We start from the raw sequence: 17,256 nt of genomic DNA, 5'->3' as shown, positions 1-17,256 counted from the left end.
AGATCGCAGCCTTCGGCAGCTCCTACACGGGCCAATGTAGGAGCTGCCGAAGGCTGCGATCTTTTGATTTTAAAAAACCATTGCCAAAGGAGAACAATCGTTCTACTGTTCGCCACATGAACGAAATCACTAGCAACGACACACGCGACATCATTCTGGATGTCACCGAAAAGTTGATCTACAAAAGTGGCATCGCTGCCACCAGCATGGATCTTCTGGTGAAAACCGCAGGCGTCTCCAGAAAAAGCATTTACCGCTACTTTGCCGACAAGGACGCACTGACCGTCGCCGCCCTGCAACGCCGCGACGTGCGCTGGATGCACTGGTACAGAAGCGCTGTCGATCAGGCCGAAACCCCGGCCGATCGCCTGCTCAACCTGTTTACCGTGCTCAAGAGCTGGTTTGCCTCCGAAGGCTTTCGCGGCTGCGCGTTCATCAACACCAGCGGCGAGACCGGTGACCCGCAGGACCCGGTGCGGCTGGTGGCGAAAGAACACAAACAGAAGCTGCTCGACTACGTGTGCGAGCTGTGTACCGAACATGGCGCCGAGGATCCGCAACTGCTGGCCAAACAGCTGCTGATCCTGATTGATGGTGCCATTACCGTAGCGCTTGTGATGGGTGATCACAGTGCCGCCGATAATGCGCAATGCATGGCGCGAAAGTTATTGGACCTGTAACGCCTTAATAAGCCGGACTTGTTGTTCAATTATTAATTAGATCGGGAGACTGATATGTCTACTGCAGCCCAGGTACGTCCGCCATTGCCGCCCTTCAACCGTGAATCAGCCATCGAGAAAGTTCGCCTGGCCGAGGATGGCTGGAACTCCCGCGACCCGGAACGGGTATCGCTGGCTTACACCCTCGACACCAAATGGCGCAACCGCGCCGAATTCGCCAACAGCCGCGAAGAAGCCAAGGCCTTCCTGACCCGTAAATGGGCGAAGGAACTGGATTACCGTTTGATCAAGGAACTCTGGGCTTACTCGGATACCCGTATCGCCGTGCGTTACGCCTATGAATGGCACGATGATTCGGGTAACTGGTTCCGTTCCTACGGCAATGAAAACTGGGAATTCGATGAGCATGGCCTGATGTTCCAGCGCTATGCATGCATCAACGACATGCCGATCAAGGAAAGCGAACGCAAGTTCCACTGGCCGCTGGGCCGTCGCCCGGATGATCACCCAAGCCTGTCTGACCTCGGTCTGTAACAATCGACCCTGTAGGAGCTGCCGAAGGCTGCGATCTTTTGATCTTGATCCTAAAAAACAAAATCAAAAGATCGCAGCCTTCGGCAGCTCCTACAGGGGATTTGTGGTGTTCAGGCGACGGCCGCGGTCTTCTCGGCCTCCAGTTCGCGCACCAGCGGCAACACCCGCCGCCCGAAATATTCGACCTCTTCCTGAAAATGCAGAAACCCCGCCAGCACCAGATCCACACCCACCGCTTTCAGCGCGACAATCCGCTCGGCAATCTGCAACGGCGTACCAATCAGATTGGTCTTGAAACCATCGTTGTACTGCACCAGATCCTCAAACGTTGATTTCGCCCAGTTGCCTTCACCTTCCGGCGATGCACGGCCTGCCTGTTTCGCCGCATCGCCAAAAGCGTTTACCGCTTCCGGATCGGCCTGATCGATGATCTGCGCAAGTACCGCCCGCGCCTCTTCTTCAGTCTCACGGGCGATGACAAAGGCATTCACGCCGATCTTCACCGAATGATTGTTCGCCGCTGCCTTGGCACGAATATCGTCGACCTGCGCCTTGATCCCCTCAACGCTGTTGCCGTTGGTGAAATACCAGTCCGAAACCCGTGCGGCCATGTCCCGCGCGGCACGGGAACTGCCGCCCTGGAAAATTTCCGGACGACCCAATGGTTTCGGTTTCAGGCTGTAATTATCGAAGCGGTAGAAATCGCCGCGAAAGGTGAAGTTGTCCTGGCTCCACACGCCTCGCAGTGAGCGAATGAACTCTTCGGAGCGACGATAACGCTCGTCGTGCTCCAGCCAATGCTCGCCGATGGCCTGGAATTCACCCTTGAACCAGCCACTGACGATATTCACCGCGATGCGGCCGTTGGTGAGTTGGTCGATGGTTGCCAGTTGCTTGGCCGCCAACGCGGGTTGCCATGGGCCGGGCAGGATCGCGGCGATCACTTTGAGTTTGCTGGTGGCCGCGAGCAATGCGTGGCTGAACGCCACGGATTCATGCTGGAACTCCGCACCATACCCGGCGGTGAAGCGGATCTGCGTCAACGCGTATTCGAACCCGGCGGCCTCGGCGAGTTGCGCCAGTTTACGGTTGTAGTCGATGCCCCAATCGGTGCGCTGTTCGATCTTGCTGACCACCAGCCCACCGCTGACGTTCGGCACCCAGTAGGCAAATTTTACGGCTTGCTGACTCATTGGCGTGTCCTCGGGACATTTGCGGAGATGGGAGTGGTAGAGCAGCAAGCGTGCCAGGGCTGGAATGCCCGGCTTTATTGATGTTCGGCGTGAGATTGATGTTTTGTAGAGGGGGATTTGTTGGCAGGTTGTTGTGTGGGCAACAGTTGGTTTACTTGTTGGCTCGACTGTCCTCATCGCTGGCAAGCCAGCTCCCACAAGGATCAGGGTGAACAATGATCTTGGGTACAACGCAAAAACCTGTGGGAGCTGGCTTGCCAGCGATGGCGTCAGATGGGTCGCCGCAACACTTGGAAATGAGTAACATGACCGCCCTCCCCGCAGCTCACGTTCTGCGCCCTGCCGAATAAGCCGATTCCATGCCTTTCGAACTCAGCGTTGACCTCACCACCCTCGCCATTCTGGCCTTTGTCGCTTTCATTGCCGGTTTCATCGATGCCATCGCCGGCGGTGGCGGTCTGTTGACCACGCCTGCCCTGCTGACCGCTGGCCTGCCGCCGCATCTGGTGCTCGGCACGAACAAACTCAGCTCGACGTTCGGTTCGGCCACCGCCAGTTTCACCTTCTACAAACGCAAATTGTTCCACCCGCGACAGTGGATCCACGCCATCGTCGGCACGTTGGTCGGTGCATTGACCGGCGCCGTCGTCGCCCATTACCTGCCAGCAGAATGGCTGAACAAAATGCTCCCGGTGATCGTCTTCGCCTGTGGCTTGTATCTGCTATTCGGCGGCACACCGAAAGCGCCGCTGGACAGCGACGCGCCGATCAAAAAGAAATGGCAATCGAGCCAAGGCTTCAGCCTCGGTTTCTATGACGGCGTGGCCGGCCCCGGCACGGGCGCGTTCTGGACAGTCAGCAGCCTGCTGCTCTACCCGATCGATCTGGTCAAAGCCAGCGGCGTGGCGCGCAGCATGAACTTCGTCAGCAACATTGCGGCGCTGTCGGTGTTCGTGTTTTCCGGGCAGGTGGACTGGGTCATCGGCCTGAGCATGGGCCTGTCGGTGATGGTCGGCGCGTTCTTTGGCGCGCGCACCGCGATCAGCGGCGGCGCCAAGTTCATTCGCCCGGTGTTCATCACCGTGGTGCTGGGTTTGACCGTGCGCCTAGCCTGGCAGCACTGGTTCAGCGTGGCCTAAGCGTCGCGCCACGTAGACGTCGATCAGGTAACGGGCAATCGACTTTGACGCCGGCAACGGCGGCAGGTCGTGCACGTTGAACCACTGAGCGTCTTCGATCTCGTCTTCCTGACAGACAATCTCGCCACCGGCGTACTCGGCATGGAAGCCGAGCATCATCGAATGCGGGAACGGCCAGCACTGGCTGCCCATGTACTGAATGTTCTGCACCTCGATCTGCACTTCTTCGCGCACTTCCCGAATCAGGCAATCCTCAGCCGACTCGCCAGGTTCAGCGAATCCGGCCAGCGTGCTATAGACCCCGGTGACGAAACGCGGTGAGCGCGCCAACAGAATCTCGTCGCCACGGGTGATCAGCACGATCATGCTCGGCGAAATCCGCGGATAACTGCGCAGATCGCACGGCTGGCAATACATCGCCCGCTCGCGCGGGACCTGGGTCATTGCCTGCCCGCAATTGCCGCAGAAACGATGCTCGCGCGCCCACGTACCGATCTGTGCGGCGTAACCGAGGACTTTGTAGATCGTGTGCTCGCCATCGAGCATGAACGCCCGCAGGCCTTTCCAGTTACAACCCGGCACTTCGCTGGCGTTGTGCAGTTCCAGCAAGTACACCGGCTCACCGTCGAGATGGCCAATGCCGTGCTCGGCGAGGATCGACAAGTCCTGACGCTTGAGCCATTCACGTGGGAACAGCGCGCCGTTGTCGTCGAACAAAAAGCCTTCCGGGCTGCGCGCCACGGCCCAGCCGCCGGGTTGATCGGTGTCCAGTACTGCAGTGGTCCAGCGAGATGTCATGGTTTCTCAGTCCAGAAATTCGGGTTTCTGTTTGCTCATATGGGCGGCCATGGCCACGCGTAAGTCGGTGGATTGCAACATGGCGGCGTTCCAGGTGGCAACGTATTCGAGACCGTCGTCGATACGATGGTCGCGCATGTAGCTGATCATTTCCTTGGTACCGGTAACCGCGATCGGCGATTTCGAAGCGATCTCGCGAGCGATGTCCAGCACGCCTTCGAGCAGCGCGTCTTTGTCGCTGTAGACGCGATTGACCAGGCCAATGCTGCGCGCCTCGTCAGCGCCGAACGTGCGACCGGTGTAAGCCAGTTCACGCAGCATGCCGTCACCGATGATCCGTGGCAACCGTTGCAAAGTGCCAACATCGGCGGCCATGCCGATATCGATTTCCTTGATCGAGAATTGGGCGTCTTCAGCGGCGTAACGCATGTCGCAGGCCGCGATCAGGTCAATCGCACCACCGAGGCAATACCCCTGAATAGCGGCAAGCACCGGTTTGCGGCAGTTGTCGACGGCGTTGAACGAGGCTTGCAGGGTGAGGATCTTGCGGCGCAGCAGGCGCGCGTTGCGGCCGACGTCCTTGCCCAGTTCATTGGCGACGCCGGCGAGCATCATCAGATCAATGCCGGAGGAAAAGTGTTTACCGTTGCCACTGAGGACCACCACGCGCACTTCGTCGGTGTCGTCGATCCACTGGAAGATCTCGACGATCTCGCTCCAGAACGCCGCGTTCATCGCGTTGATCTTTTCCGGGCGATTGATCTGCACATGGGCGATGTTGTCGGCCAGTTCGACGCTGAAAGCGGAGTATTGAGTCATGGCAGTGATCCTTTACCGGGCAGAAAATGAGGCCCGAACTATAACAAGGCATCACAGTGGCGGTTCGGCCAAATGCGGGACTGCAGAGCGCGTTCTCTGTAGGAGCTGCCGAAGGCTGCGATCCCGGCCCTTAAAAACAAAATCAAAAGATCGCAGCCTTCGGCAGCTCCTACATAGGTTGTTTGCACACGCCGATTATTTGGCCAAACGCCGTAGCCCAAACAACATCCCGCCCGCGCCCAGCAGCATCACCGCCAGAAATGCCGGATAGGAAATCCACCACGGCGTCCCTGCCGTCATCATGCTGAATTCCGACATGCCGCCAATACTCGCAATCAGGTTCAACGGCAGAAACACCACGTTGATCAACGTCAGCTTGCGCAGCAGGTTGTTCATGCTGTTGTTCATCAGGTTGCCACGCGCATCGATCAGCCCGGAAAACACCGTCGAGTAGATTTCCGCCTGCTTGTAGCACTGGTTGTTCTCGATGATCAGGTCGTCGATCAGGCCAAGCGCTTCACTGCCGAAATGCTGCTTCTCGGCATGGTTGCGCAGGCGCGTGAGGACCGCGCCGTTGCTGTGCAACGCGTTGATGTAATAGATCAGGCTTTCGCTGAGGTTGAACATCTGCACCAGATGCTGGTTTTGCATCGAGGCGTTGAATTTCTGCTGCAGTTCGCGGGCGACCAGTTTGATCACCTTCAAGTGCCCGAGGTAGTGATGGATGTTGTTGAACAGCAAGTCGAGCAATACATCCAGCGGCGTGTTCAACGGTTGGCGGGTGCCGAGGCCGTGCAGCGGCGTGTCGTCGGTGGCGATCACCAGCAGTTGCCCGGGCGCAAACAGCAATCCGCAGGACGACACTTCAAACGCCAGGCTGCCACCACCCGAATAGTTTTCCGGGCGTTTCCAGATCAGGAACAAATGGTCGGGATGGAACTCGATGCGCGACACCTCGTCCGGGTCCAGCGCTGACGCCAGTGCATGCTCATCGACCTTGAAATGACTGTGCAGCAAGTCGCGTTCGGCAGCATCGGGATTGCTGAACAGCATCACCTCGGCATCCAGTCGCTCGACCCGCTGCAGGGCGCCGTGGCTCAGTGCAAAGCTGTTGATCATCGGCGCCTCACCACGCCTGACCGCGACGCTTCAGCTCCAGGCGGCGCACGAACTCCTCCAGTACCAGTGCGTACAGATCGTCGTGCAAATAGGCGTCTTCGATGCCGGCGTCGAGGTTGGGGTTGTCGTTGACTTCGATCACCACCACCTTGTCGCCGGCCTGTTTCAGATCGACGCCGTAGAGGCCGTCGCCGATGAGGTTAGCGGTCTTCACCGCGAGTTCCACCACCGCCCGCGGCGCCTCGTGGATCGCCATGGTCCGGCATTCGCCGTTGACGTCCTGACCCTTGGCTTTGTGATTGTAGATTTGCCAGTGGCCCTTGGACATAAAGTACTGGCAGGCGAAGATCGGTTTGCGATTGAGCACGCCAATGCGCCAGTCGTATTCGGTGTAGAAAAACTCCTGCGCCAGCAGCAACACCGAGTGTTCGAACAGTTCGGCGGTCGCCTCAAGCAAAGCCTGCTGGCTTTCGACCTTGATCACGCCACGGGAAAAACAGCCGTCGGGGATTTTCAATACCAGCGGAAAGCCGAGGCGCTCGCCCACACGCTCGAAGTCTTCGGGTCGCTCCTTGTAGAGGATTTCGGTGGCGGGCATGCCCAGTTGATGGCTGTTGAGCAAGTCAGTCAGGTAGACCTTGTTGGTGCAGCGCAGAATCGACGTCGGATCATCCATCACCACCAATCCTTCACTTTCGGCCTTCTTGGCGAAGCGATAAGTGTGGTTGTCAACGCTGGTGGTCTCGCGGATCAGCAAGCCGTCGTACTCGGCCAGACGCGCGTAATCCTTGCGCTCAATCAACTCGACGTCGATGCCCATGCCTTTGCCGACCCGGACGAAATTCGCCAGTGCCTTGGCGTTGGATGGCGGCAACGCCTCCTGCGGATCGTGCAATATCGCCAGGTCGTAGCGTGCCACTTGCGGCGAGCGCGGCACCCGCCAGACTTTACGGCTGAACCCGTCCAGCGCGTTGGCGAACTGATCTTCCTGATCATCGCGCAACTTGTGCAGAGCACCGGATTTTATGCCTTCAATGTGCCAGCCGTTAGTTCGGCGGAACTCAACTAACAGAATCGGGCAGGGAAACACTTCAAACAATTGCCGCGCCAGATCCTGCAAGGGTTCGATATGTGTCCGGCCGAAATACAGGGTCAGGGTAAACCCTTCGGTATCACTGTAGAGATGATGACTGAGGGCTTTCTCGAGCGTTTTATCGAGATCATCCAGCGCCAGGCCATACAGTGATTTTTTCGTCAGTTCGCTGATGGTGCGCACAGAGGGAATCACCTTGTGCCCCCGCGCTTCGGCCAGCAGCGAGCAGTAATAGCCATGACCGAGATACTTGTAGCTGCGGCACAGATTGATCACCTGCACACGCTTGCCCGGCTCGCTGTCACAGCTGTGCTCGAGGTATTCCTGCGCCGTTAGGATGTCTTCACTGGGGAAGTATGAAGCCCAGTCTTCCTTGCGCTCGACAATAATCAACACTTGGCTGGATGCCTTAATCGCCGAACTTAAATAAGTTGCCGCCGGCAAACTTTGCTCGGATACTTCGCGCCAATGACCCTGTACCGCTGACATAGAGATTGATCCGTTGGAGAACAAGACCTTTTCTATTAAGCACGAAGTTTTTTGAAAGTCTCGTTTCGTTACGCAACTTTTACGGTGGTCATATGAAGGCTGTTTTTCGTTTGGCGGTAGTTGAAGACTTGCCGGCGCTGCTGGCACTGGAAATGCAATGTTTCACCACAGACCGGCTCACCAGTCGCAGCTTTCAGTGGATGATCACCCGTGCTCACGGGCAGTTGCTGGTGGCGGAGTGCGACGGTCAATTATTGGGTTATGCGTTGGTGTTGTTTCATCGCGGCACTTCGCTCGCCCGGCTGTATTCGATTGCACTGGCCGTTGAAGCGCGAGGGACCGGTCTGAGCAAGCAACTGCTGCAACGCATCGAAGCGATGGCGCTGGAGCACGATTGTGCGTACTTGCGCCTGGAGGTGCGCATCGACAACCCTGCGGCCATCGCCCTGTATGAACGCAATGGCTACCGGCGCTTTGCGCTGATCCATGATTACTACGAAGACCACGCCGACGCGCTGCGCTTGGAGAAACGCATTCTCCAGCACCGCGACTCGCGCAGCATCAAGGTGCCTTACTTCCCGCAAACCACCGATTTCACCTGTGGCCCGGCGTGCCTGTTGATGGCCATGGGTGCACTGCAATCGGAACGTTTATTGGAGCGGCGCGAAGAGTTGCAGATCTGGCGGGAAGCGACCACGGTGTTCATGACCTCCGGCCACGGCGGGTGCAGCCCTCAGGGGTTGGCATTGGCGGCGTGGCGTCGAGGCTACAAGGTAGGTTTGCAACTAAGCCTTGCCGGGCCATTGTTTCTCGACGGTGTGCGGGATGCGCATAAAAAAGACGTCATGCGCCTGGTACACGAAGAGTTCACGGCGCAATTGCAGGAGACCGATGTCGAGTGTGTGATCGGTGCGTCGCTGGATTTGCCGCGTTTGCTGGATGCCGGAGGGCAGCCACTGGTGTTGATCAGCAGCTATCGACTGACGCGCTCCAAATCGCCGCACTGGGTGGTCGTGACCGATTGTGACGAAGATTTCGTTTACCTGCATGATCCGGATGTCGATCATAGCCAGCATCGACAACCCATGGATTGCCAGCATGTGCCGGTGAGTCATGGCGAGTTCGAGAAAATGTGCCGGTTTGGCCGGGGTAAATTGCGTGCGGCGGTGGTGTTGTATTCTCGCGAAACGTAAGCCTCCACATGTAGGAGCTGCCGAAGGCTGCGATCTTTTGATTTTGTTGTGAAGATCAAGATCAAAAAAATCGCAGCCTGCGGCAGCTCCTACAGGGGCCTACCCGTCAAGGTGTCGGCTTCAGGCCAACTTTGTACAGCGAACCCTTCTCTTCATCGGTCAGCACATACAAATAACCATCCGGCCCTTGCCGCACATCACGAATCCGCTGCTTGAGTTCGCCGAGCAAACGCTCCTCATGCACGACCTTGTCGCCATCGAACTGCAGGCGGATCAGTTCCTGAGTCACCAGTGCGCCGATAAACGCATTGTGTTGCCACGGTTTAAAACGATCGGCATCGTAAAACGTCATGCCGGTAACGCCCGGCGATTTCTCCCACACATGATGCGGCGCGACGGTGCCTTCGGCTGTTTTGCCCTGGGCTTCCGGAATCGGCTGCATCGAGTAATTGATGCCGTGGGTCGCCAGTGGCCAGCCATAGTTCTTGCCGCGCTCGATGATGTTCACTTCGTCGCCACCGCGCGGGCCGTGCTCGTTCTCCCATACCGTGCCAGTCCATGGATTGAGCGCCGCGCCCTGCGGATTGCGCACGCCGTAGGCCCAGATTTCCGGGCGAACGCCGGACTGGCCGACAAAGGGGTTGTCGTCCGGCACCTTGCCGTCGGGGTAGATGCGCACGACCTTGCCTTGCAGCTTGTCGAGATCCTGCGCAGTCGGCCGGTCGTTGTTCTCGCCCAAGGTAATGAACAGATAACCGTCGCGATCAAACACCAGCCGCGAGCCAAAGTGATTGCCGACCGAAAGCTTCGGCTCCTGGCGAAAGATCACTTTGAAGTCCTTCAACGTCTTCAGGTCATCCGCAAGCCGCCCGCGCCCTACGGCGGTGCCAGCCTTGTCGCCGGCTCCGCCGCCTTCGGCATAGGACAGATAGACCAGACGATCCTGTTTGAAGTCCGGCGACAGCGCGACATCCAGCAACCCGCCCTGCCCCTTGGCCCAGACCTGCGGTACACCGGAGATTGGTGCTGACAGCGTGCCGTCTGCCGCCACCACGCGCAGATTGCCCGGACGCTCAGTGACCAGCATGCCTTGGCGATCCGGCAGAAACGCCAGCGCCCATGGATGCTCAAGGCCTGCGGTGATGGTCGTGACTTCGAGGGTGCCCTGTTCGCTTTGCAGCTCTTTGGGCGCGGCGGCAAAGGCCGGAGCACTGATCAGCGCACCGGCACACAGTGTGGCTAGAAGGGTTTTACGCAACATGCACGATTCCTTTTTTCGTTTGAAGGGCCGACAGAACTTCAGTCCTGGCGCTCAACGATTGCTGTCTCCGCCGCGCGAAGGTGGGTTGGGAATGAACGTGGGGGGAGTGCTCGGCACCGAACGGATCGGCTGGCCGTTGCCAATGCCCCGGTTCTCGACCGTAGGCTGGCGCGGCGTTGGTACGGTGTTCGGCCCCCGAATGGGGGGAGCGCTGGGCTGAGTGCCCTGCATGCTGTTCGGATTGGCCCGGCGGATCGGGCTGTTGTAGGGGTTATTGCTGTTACCAGTGGGGCTTTGCGCCAACAGCACGTCGGCATGAACCAGCCCACCACTGAGGGCAAGGACGACGATGCCAAGCAGAATTCGGTTCATGACGCTGCCTCTCGATGGGCGTGGGATAGAGCCTTCGAGTCCACGCTACGCCGAGGGTTCGGATTTGTTAACCCGTCAGGCTTAAACAACATGTAACACGGCTTGACCAAGTGGCTGGTAACCCGCGCATCCCGGGGAAACTTTCAGTCGTGGCCGCAGGTCATCCGATCATCACTCGGAGAACTCACCATGGCTCGGGCAATCTGGAAAGGCGCAATCAGTTTTGGACTGGTGCACATCCCTGTCGCACTGGTCTCGGCGACCTCGTCACAGGGCGTGGATTTCGATTGGCTCGACAGCCGCAGCATGGATCCCGTTGGTTATAAACGGGTAAACAAGGTCACCGGCAAAGAAGTTACCAAGGAACACATTGTCAAAGGCGTGGCCTACGAAAAAGGCCGATATGTGGTGCTCAGCGAAGAAGAGATCCGCTCGGCACACCCTGTTTCAACGCAGACCATCGACATATTCTCGTTTGTCGACGCCGATCAGATCCCCCTGCAAAACATCGACACGCCCTACTATCTGGCGCCGGACAAACGCGGTGGCAAGGTCTACGCGTTACTGCGTGAAACCCTGAGCAAAACCAACAAGGTCGCCCTCGCCCGCGTTGTCTTGCATACGCGCCAATACCTCGCAGCGTTAATGCCGCTGGAATCGGCGCTGGTGTTGGTGAAGTTGCGCTGGCCGCAGGAGGTACGTGGTCTCGAAGAGCTGGAACTAGGCAGCGAAGTGACCAAGCCGCAGTTAGCCAAGGGTGAGCTGGACATGGCCAAACGGCTGGTGCAGGACATGAGCGCAGACTGGAAGCCCGAGGATTACAAGGATGAGTTCGAAGACAAGATCATGGCGCTAGTCGAGAAAAAGGCCCATGAAGGCAAGATCGAGGATGTTGAGACGGTGGGCGGCGAGGAAGAGCGTAAAACCGCTGATGTGATCGACTTGACCGAGCTGCTCAAACGCAGTCTGGGCGGGAAAGCGGTGGCGAAGCCGAAAGCGAAAGCAGAGAAAACGGCGAAATCTGCGCCGGCGAAGAAGACCAAGAAGGCTTCCTGATAGTGATTGGTTGCCCTTGAGACCGTCATCGCGAGCAGGCTCACTCCTACAGGGGAACGCATTTCAAATGTAGGAGTGAGCCTGCTCGCGATGGCGTCAGCAGCGTTTACCTTGAATTCAGATCATAATGAAGATCGCCAGCAAACCACCGAAGATCGCCCACTTTTCCATGTAGTAGCGCTTGCGATTGCGCTTTTTCAGCTCTTTGCCACGCAGACGAATCTTGTAGATCCGGGTAAACAAGCGGTTGATCCCGCCCGTGCGGTCACTGGCATCATTCGGTGCGCCCGCCGCCGACATCACCGTGCGGCTGAACCAGGCGTTGAAGGCGGCGGCCCAGCGGTACTTCAGCGGCCGTTCAATATCGCAGAACAGGATGATACGGTTCTTGTCGGTGGTGTTTTCGGCGTAATGAATAAACGTCTCGTCGAACATCACCGCTTCACCATCGCGCCAATGGTAATTTTCACCGTCGACGTTGATGTAGCAGCCGGCATCGTTCGGCGTGTCCAGGCCCAGGTGATAGCGATAGGAACCGGCATACGGGTCACGGTGACGCACCAGTTTCGAACCCGGGGGCAACTCGGCAAACATCGCGGCCTTGATCGAACCAATGCTCTGCACCAGTTCGGTGGTGCGCGGGCACAGCTTCATGGCCGACGGATGGCTCTCGCCGTACCACTTCAGGTAGAAACGCTTCCAGCCGCTTTTGAAGAACGAGTTGAACCCGACGTCGTCGTACTGGTTGGAGCGCTTGATCTCGCCGGCACGCAGCAGGTTCTGCCCCTCTTCACGGATTTCTTCCCAGTGCGCCTGCAACGGGCTCAAGTCAGGAAACTCGCTAGGGTCCAGGTACGGCTTGTTCGGTTTTTTCGAAAACAGATAAAGGAAGCAGTTGATCGGCGCGAGAAACGTCGAATGGTCGCTCAGTTGTCGACCGAGTTTGTGTCGCACACGCCCACGCAGGTGAACGTACGCAATGGAAATGACATAAATAGCAGCAATGATGAGTTTCACGGAAATCGTCACACGTCAAAAGTGAACAAACTGCGCGCCTGGCGGCCTTAGGCCCAGCGTCTTATGCAGTGGTCTGAATACACATGGCACGTCCTTGGCCCGCGCCGTAACCGGACGCTCGGTGAAAGGTGGCATTTTAGCCACAGTTTGTAACTGAGGGTGAGCCTTCATCTGTGAAAATCTGTCCTGCGATTGCGCCAAATGCTGTCCCGGCGTCCTTGGCAGCGCTTTCACAACAGCAGTCCCGCCGCTTTTTCAGACGCCTCCCCTTTGCATCATCCTCTAGAGGGCTACGGAAGATCAGCGGTAAAAGGCTTCAGATGCGCTATACGACAACTGCGATACCCAGGTACTTTTTAACAGCAAGATCGCTGCGAATCTCGACGACGTTATATACAAGCTCTGGCATCCCCGAAGCCCAACTCGGACACTCAGATTTGAAATATTTGACGAAGGTATCTTTTCTCACGCCAAATCCTTCGCCAAATGTTTCGTTGGCAAACGAGTGCGCGCCAAAATCAACGGCACCGCCCCCTAAGCGGCCGATCATATGAGTGACTTCTTTCTCAATATCGTTGTAGACAGTCTGAGTGCTCGCTTCCGCAACTGCTTTTTGACACGCCGTGTCAATCGCCTCTTTTATTTGCCTATAACGGTCAGCATAGAAAGAAGCACGCGTCGACTCACGATCGACGCTTTCATCACCCACCTCAACTGCCAAAAAGCCCTCTTTAACAAGATCATCAAACTCCCTGTAATCATCATTTTTGATTAGCTTTCCCCACTCATCGAGTCTAGTTAGGACAGGCTCAAAAGAAATGGCTACAGTTTTACCTAAAACCAATAATTTGCTACGAGTGTCCTCACAGATCCACTCCGGTTCCCCTTGAAAAACCGTATTGATTTTTGCCCACTGTTCTTTCTCGTACGCGAATGGCCTGCCAACAGCCCCCTCCTCATCAACCCTCATATAACCGATCAGCGTGTTGAGCTTCGGCTTGATAACTGTTTCAAATGCAAACTCCGCATGCTGCTTCAACTCTTCACGATCGCCAGGCCCTGCCAACGTCGCCAAAATATTGGCTGGAGAATCCTTCACCCAGACACTGGCCATTTCCTTGACCATCGATGAGTAATCCATGTTCTCCGGTACCGGATTTCCGTTGCGTCGTGGATAGACTAGAGAAGGAATAGCCAGTGTATTCACCAAGGCTTTGTTGATGTGAATGACTGCCGCTTGCTTGCCGTTGTGCAAATTTTCCAGGGTACGGTAAGTATCACCGATGAACGATTTTTCACATTCGTTCCAGTCTTTTTCTTCGGCAAACCATTCTCTCGACGCCGTAATCAAATCCGCACTTTCAATGGCGCTCATGGAAATATTCATTTGAGAATAGACATTATCGCCTTTAGCCTTATCAGAAGTGGGCTCGCAGACCTCAAGAATGCGCTGGGTTTTCTTTGACCATTTATCTCCGATGCCTTCCTGCTCAACAAGGCAAAGCAATTTATCAAGGCTGTGCTTATCGTTTACTGCAACCCTTTTAATGCTCAGCATCGCATCTTTCATACAGGCGAAGACCGCAGCGATTTCCTCCTTGTTATGTTTACCTTCGATTCTAGGGATCAAAAACGGCGGCATGCCTATTTCGATAATTTGCCCAGAATCGCTTTCCAGCTCGAAACAAATACCAAACAAAGCCGATAACGCCCCGGAACTCCCCAGCGCAACGTGCGAATCCAGGGCAAATATTGAGTGTCCGGTAAACTCAAACTCGAATCCCACACTCGAGTGTTCGGTCATCACACTTCGAAAACAATGGCCAATGAACGAATTCTGATAGGCGCGCTGACTCTCAATGTATTTTTTAGCAGTCTTGCACTCTGCCATGGTTTTGTAGGGTTCCACAGGAACAGAAACCATGACCGGCATAGACAACGATGACTCGACAACGGAAGAACTGGCGCTTGCGCTATCCTTGGGGCATACCGTTTTCACTCCGACACTTTCGCCCGACTGGTCTTCGGCATGAGCCTTTTTAATGTCGGCGACACTCACACATTTTTTGCATTCCATCGCATTGCTGCTCCATAGACGCGAGTAACTATTTTTAACGAACCGACATCAGCGAGTTCAACAGGATCCCCATCCGTTGATGCGGCGGAATATTTACATCCATCAAAACCTGACTTATCGCTGACCGCTGCATGAATTCGCAGCCCATGCAAAGCGTCAGCTTTATGTAGGCCACGATGTCTCGCGATTCTTCCAGGCCATAGGATTGGGCCCTGTCTATATAGGTAATCAATCGCTGCCTGAATGCGTCGTCGCTGACCCCAGCGACCGCGTCCGGGTAAGCCGCTTTCATTTCAGGCAGAATTTTTTCGGCGAACTTAACCGTCGAATCAGTTTGAAATGCATGCAGCTGTTCATGCCGAATCATGAGCATCGGTTCAAGTCCAGATGGTCGGGGCGTTTTGAAGTCGCTGGCGAGCGAATGATTGCTTTCATTACCGAAGCTCGCGCAAGTCATGGCACCGTGCCACAACCCCGTAAAAATAGCAGCACTTTCGCCCATAGCCAGAAGGCGACCACCGAAACCGGCGCTGCGTAGAAGCCCTGTTCGCGCTAGACGTTCGTTATCGCCCGTCATACAACTGCCGTCCTACTTATGCGACAATGCGCGCAATGTCCAAACACAGACCCCGTATTCGTCGTTCAGCAGCGTGGCCACACCGGTCAATGCTGCTGGCGACGTATGCGCGTTGACTTAACTCAAGCTCAGACTGGGTGGAGCTGGACAAGCTCCGGATTGGTATCGAAGCGGTATCAGACACACAAAACACCAGCTCTAACCCATTGATAGGTAAGGTAATTGATCTCCACAGCTAACATCACGATGCAGTTCGGCGCCAAGCCGCTCTTCGAAAACGTTTCGGTCAAATTCGGTGCTGGCAATCGCTACGGCCTGATCGGCGCCAACGGTTGCGGCAAGTCGACCTTCATGAAAATCCTCGGCGGCGACCTCGACCCGTCCGGCGGTCAGGTCATGCTCGAGCCGAACGTGCGTCTGGGTAAATTGCGCCAGGACCAGTTCGCCTACGAAGAATTCACCGTGATCGACACCGTGATCATGGGTCACGAAGAGCTGTGGAAGGTCAAGGCCGAGCGCGACCGCATCTACTCGCTGGCGGAAATGTCGGAAGAAGACGGCATGGCCGTGGCCGAGCTGGAAACCGAATTCGCCGAGATGGACGGCTACACCGCCGAATCCCGCGCTGGTGAACTGTTGCTGGGCCTGGGCATCGGCATCGAGCAGCACTTCGGCCCGATGAGCGAAGTCTCGCCAGGCTGGAAACTGCGTGTATTGCTGGCGCAGGCGCTGTTCTCCGATCCGGAAGTGCTGTTGCTCGACGAACCGACCAACCACCTGGACATCAACACCATTCGCTGGCTGGAAAACGTGCTGACCCAGCGCAACAGCCTGATGATCATCATCTCTCACGACCGTCACTTCCTGAACAGCGTGTGCACGCACATGGCTGACCTGGATTACGGCGAGCTGCGTCTGTTCCCGGGCAACTACGACGAGTACATGACCGTGGCGACCCAGTCCCGCGAACAACTGCTGTCGGACAACGCCAAGAAGAAAGCGCAGATTTCCGAGTTGCAATCGTTCGTCAGCCGCTTCTCGGCCAACGCCTCGAAAGCCAAGCAGGCTACTTCCCGCGCCAAGGCGATCGACAAGATCCAGCTGGCCGAGGTCAAGCCTTCGAGCCGCGTGAGCCCGTTCATTCGCTTCGATCAGAACAAGAAGCTGCACCGCCAGGCGGTCATCGTCGAAAAAATGGCCAAAGGCTTCGACGGCAAACCACTGTTCAAAGACTTCAGCTTCCAGGTTGAAGCCGGCGAGCGCGTGGCGATCATCGGCCCGAACGGTATCGGCAAAACCACCCTGCTGCGCACTCTGGTCAACGAACTGACCCCGGACGCCGGCAGCATCAAGTGGACCGACGCGGCAGAACTGGGCTACTACGCTCAGGATCACGCGCACGATTTCGAAGACGACGTCACCCTGTTCGACTGGATGGGTCAGTGGACTCAGGGCGAGCAGATGATTCGCGGTACTTTGGGGCGCATGCTGTTCTCCAACGACGAAATCCTCAAGTCGGTCAAGGTCATCTCCGGTGGTGAGCAAGGTCGCATGCTGTTCGGCAAGCTGATCCTGCAAAAGCCGAACGTGCTGATCATGGACGAACCAACCAACCACTTGGACATGGAATCGATCGAGGCGCTGAACCTGGCGCTGGAAAACTACCCGGGCACGCTGATCTTCGTCAGCCACGACCGTGAGTTCGTATCGTCCCTGGCCACGCGCATCATCGAGCTGAGCCCGAATGGCGTGACCGACTTCAGCGGCACTTACGATGACTACCTGCGTAGTCAGGGTGTGGTGTTCTAAAAAGCAGCTGAAAACTGAAAAGCCCTGTCC

Annotated in this window: 16 protein-coding genes; 6 read left to right on the top strand and 10 right to left on the bottom strand. The window is 56.7% G+C overall.

Annotated elements, in window-relative coordinates:
* The first annotated feature begins 116 nt into the window (after nt 1-116).
* The gene (locus ACOYXH_RS11055; RefSeq protein ID WP_007914737.1) at nt 117-680 is read left to right on the top strand and encodes a TetR/AcrR family transcriptional regulator; all 564 of its coding nucleotides are present in this window, start codon (nt 117-119) and stop codon (nt 678-680) included.
* Nucleotides 681-734: 54 nt separating this feature from the next.
* The gene (locus ACOYXH_RS11050; protein ID WP_095048885.1) at nt 735-1,214 is read left to right on the top strand and encodes a nuclear transport factor 2 family protein; all 480 of its coding nucleotides are present in this window, start codon (nt 735-737) and stop codon (nt 1,212-1,214) included.
* 110 nt (nt 1,215-1,324) lie between these two features.
* Here ACOYXH_RS11050 and sfnG read toward each other — a convergent pair whose 3' ends face one another.
* A complete protein-coding gene (gene sfnG / locus ACOYXH_RS11045) occupies nt 1,325-2,407 on the bottom strand; it encodes a dimethylsulfone monooxygenase SfnG (protein WP_093432753.1) in 1,083 nt (360 codons plus the stop codon).
* A gap of 359 nt (nt 2,408-2,766) precedes the next feature.
* Between sfnG and ACOYXH_RS11040 the strand changes: the two genes are divergently transcribed.
* On the top strand, nt 2,767-3,546 hold the full coding sequence (locus ACOYXH_RS11040; protein ID WP_460064510.1) for a TSUP family transporter: 780 nt from the start codon (nt 2,767-2,769) through the stop codon (nt 3,544-3,546).
* On the opposite strand, the gene nudC is transcribed toward ACOYXH_RS11040, so the two are convergent.
* The 4 genes from nudC to ACOYXH_RS11020 form a co-directional block, all read right to left on the bottom strand.
* The gene (gene nudC, locus ACOYXH_RS11035) at nt 3,514-4,344 is read right to left on the bottom strand and encodes an NAD(+) diphosphatase (protein WP_220556142.1); all 831 of its coding nucleotides are present in this window, start codon (nt 4,342-4,344) and stop codon (nt 3,514-3,516) included. The two genes, ACOYXH_RS11040 and nudC, sit on opposite strands and share 33 nt — an antisense overlap.
* Before the next feature lie 6 nt (nt 4,345-4,350).
* Nucleotides 4,351-5,163 carry a crotonase/enoyl-CoA hydratase family protein gene (locus ACOYXH_RS11030; protein ID WP_095048882.1) on the bottom strand — a complete coding sequence of 271 codons (813 nt, stop codon included), beginning with the start codon at nt 5,161-5,163 and terminating at the stop codon, nt 4,351-4,353.
* 195 nt (nt 5,164-5,358) lie between these two features.
* Nucleotides 5,359-6,282, bottom strand: coding sequence for a magnesium transporter CorA family protein (locus ACOYXH_RS11025; protein WP_095048881.1), 924 nt, complete (start codon nt 6,280-6,282; stop codon nt 5,359-5,361).
* Between the two features lie 7 nt (nt 6,283-6,289).
* The gene (locus tag ACOYXH_RS11020; RefSeq protein ID WP_095048880.1) at nt 6,290-7,864 is read right to left on the bottom strand and encodes a RimK family protein; all 1,575 of its coding nucleotides are present in this window, start codon (nt 7,862-7,864) and stop codon (nt 6,290-6,292) included.
* Between the two features lie 92 nt (nt 7,865-7,956).
* Between ACOYXH_RS11020 and ACOYXH_RS11015 the strand changes: the two genes are divergently transcribed.
* The gene (locus ACOYXH_RS11015) at nt 7,957-9,057 is read left to right on the top strand and encodes a peptidase C39 family protein (RefSeq protein ID WP_460064507.1); all 1,101 of its coding nucleotides are present in this window, start codon (nt 7,957-7,959) and stop codon (nt 9,055-9,057) included.
* Between the two features lie 106 nt (nt 9,058-9,163).
* Here the strand turns inward: ACOYXH_RS11015 and ACOYXH_RS11010 are convergent, their stop codons facing one another.
* Together ACOYXH_RS11010 and ACOYXH_RS11005 are read right to left on the bottom strand one after the other, a co-directional pair.
* The gene (locus ACOYXH_RS11010) at nt 9,164-10,318 is read right to left on the bottom strand and encodes a PQQ-dependent sugar dehydrogenase (protein WP_095126285.1); all 1,155 of its coding nucleotides are present in this window, start codon (nt 10,316-10,318) and stop codon (nt 9,164-9,166) included.
* Between the two features lie 51 nt (nt 10,319-10,369).
* On the bottom strand, nt 10,370-10,690 hold the full coding sequence (locus ACOYXH_RS11005) for a hypothetical protein (RefSeq protein ID WP_220556139.1): 321 nt from the start codon (nt 10,688-10,690) through the stop codon (nt 10,370-10,372).
* Between the two features lie 189 nt (nt 10,691-10,879).
* Here ACOYXH_RS11005 and ku point away from each other — a divergent pair, with 189 nt between their 5' ends.
* Nucleotides 10,880-11,746, top strand: coding sequence for a non-homologous end joining protein Ku (ku, locus tag ACOYXH_RS11000; RefSeq protein WP_320414445.1), 867 nt, complete (start codon nt 10,880-10,882; stop codon nt 11,744-11,746).
* 117 nt (nt 11,747-11,863) lie between these two features.
* Here the strand turns inward: ku and lpxO are convergent, their stop codons facing one another.
* The 3 genes from lpxO to ACOYXH_RS10985 form a co-directional block, all read right to left on the bottom strand.
* Complete coding sequence (gene lpxO / locus ACOYXH_RS10995; protein ID WP_220556138.1) at nt 11,864-12,763, bottom strand: lipid A hydroxylase LpxO; 900 nt, start codon at nt 12,761-12,763, stop codon at nt 11,864-11,866.
* A gap of 325 nt (nt 12,764-13,088) precedes the next feature.
* Nucleotides 13,089-14,840: a hypothetical protein gene (locus ACOYXH_RS10990; RefSeq protein WP_460410681.1), complete on the bottom strand. Its 1,752-nt coding sequence runs from the start codon at nt 14,838-14,840 to the stop codon at nt 13,089-13,091.
* A 34-nt stretch (nt 14,841-14,874) separates the two neighbouring features.
* On the bottom strand, nt 14,875-15,417 hold the full coding sequence (locus ACOYXH_RS10985) for a hypothetical protein (RefSeq protein WP_095048874.1): 543 nt from the start codon (nt 15,415-15,417) through the stop codon (nt 14,875-14,877).
* Nucleotides 15,418-15,639: 222 nt separating this feature from the next.
* On the opposite strand from ACOYXH_RS10985, the gene ACOYXH_RS10980 reads away from it, so the two are divergent.
* A complete protein-coding gene (locus ACOYXH_RS10980) occupies nt 15,640-17,226 on the top strand; it encodes an ABC-F family ATPase (RefSeq protein ID WP_095048873.1) in 1,587 nt (528 codons plus the stop codon).
* Nucleotides 17,227-17,256: the final 30 nt, after the last annotated feature.

The organism is Pseudomonas sp. Mb7 (genome assembly GCF_054790525.1).
Note: the sequence above shows the minus strand (reverse complement) of the source record. Positions and strands in the feature narration are given on the sequence as shown.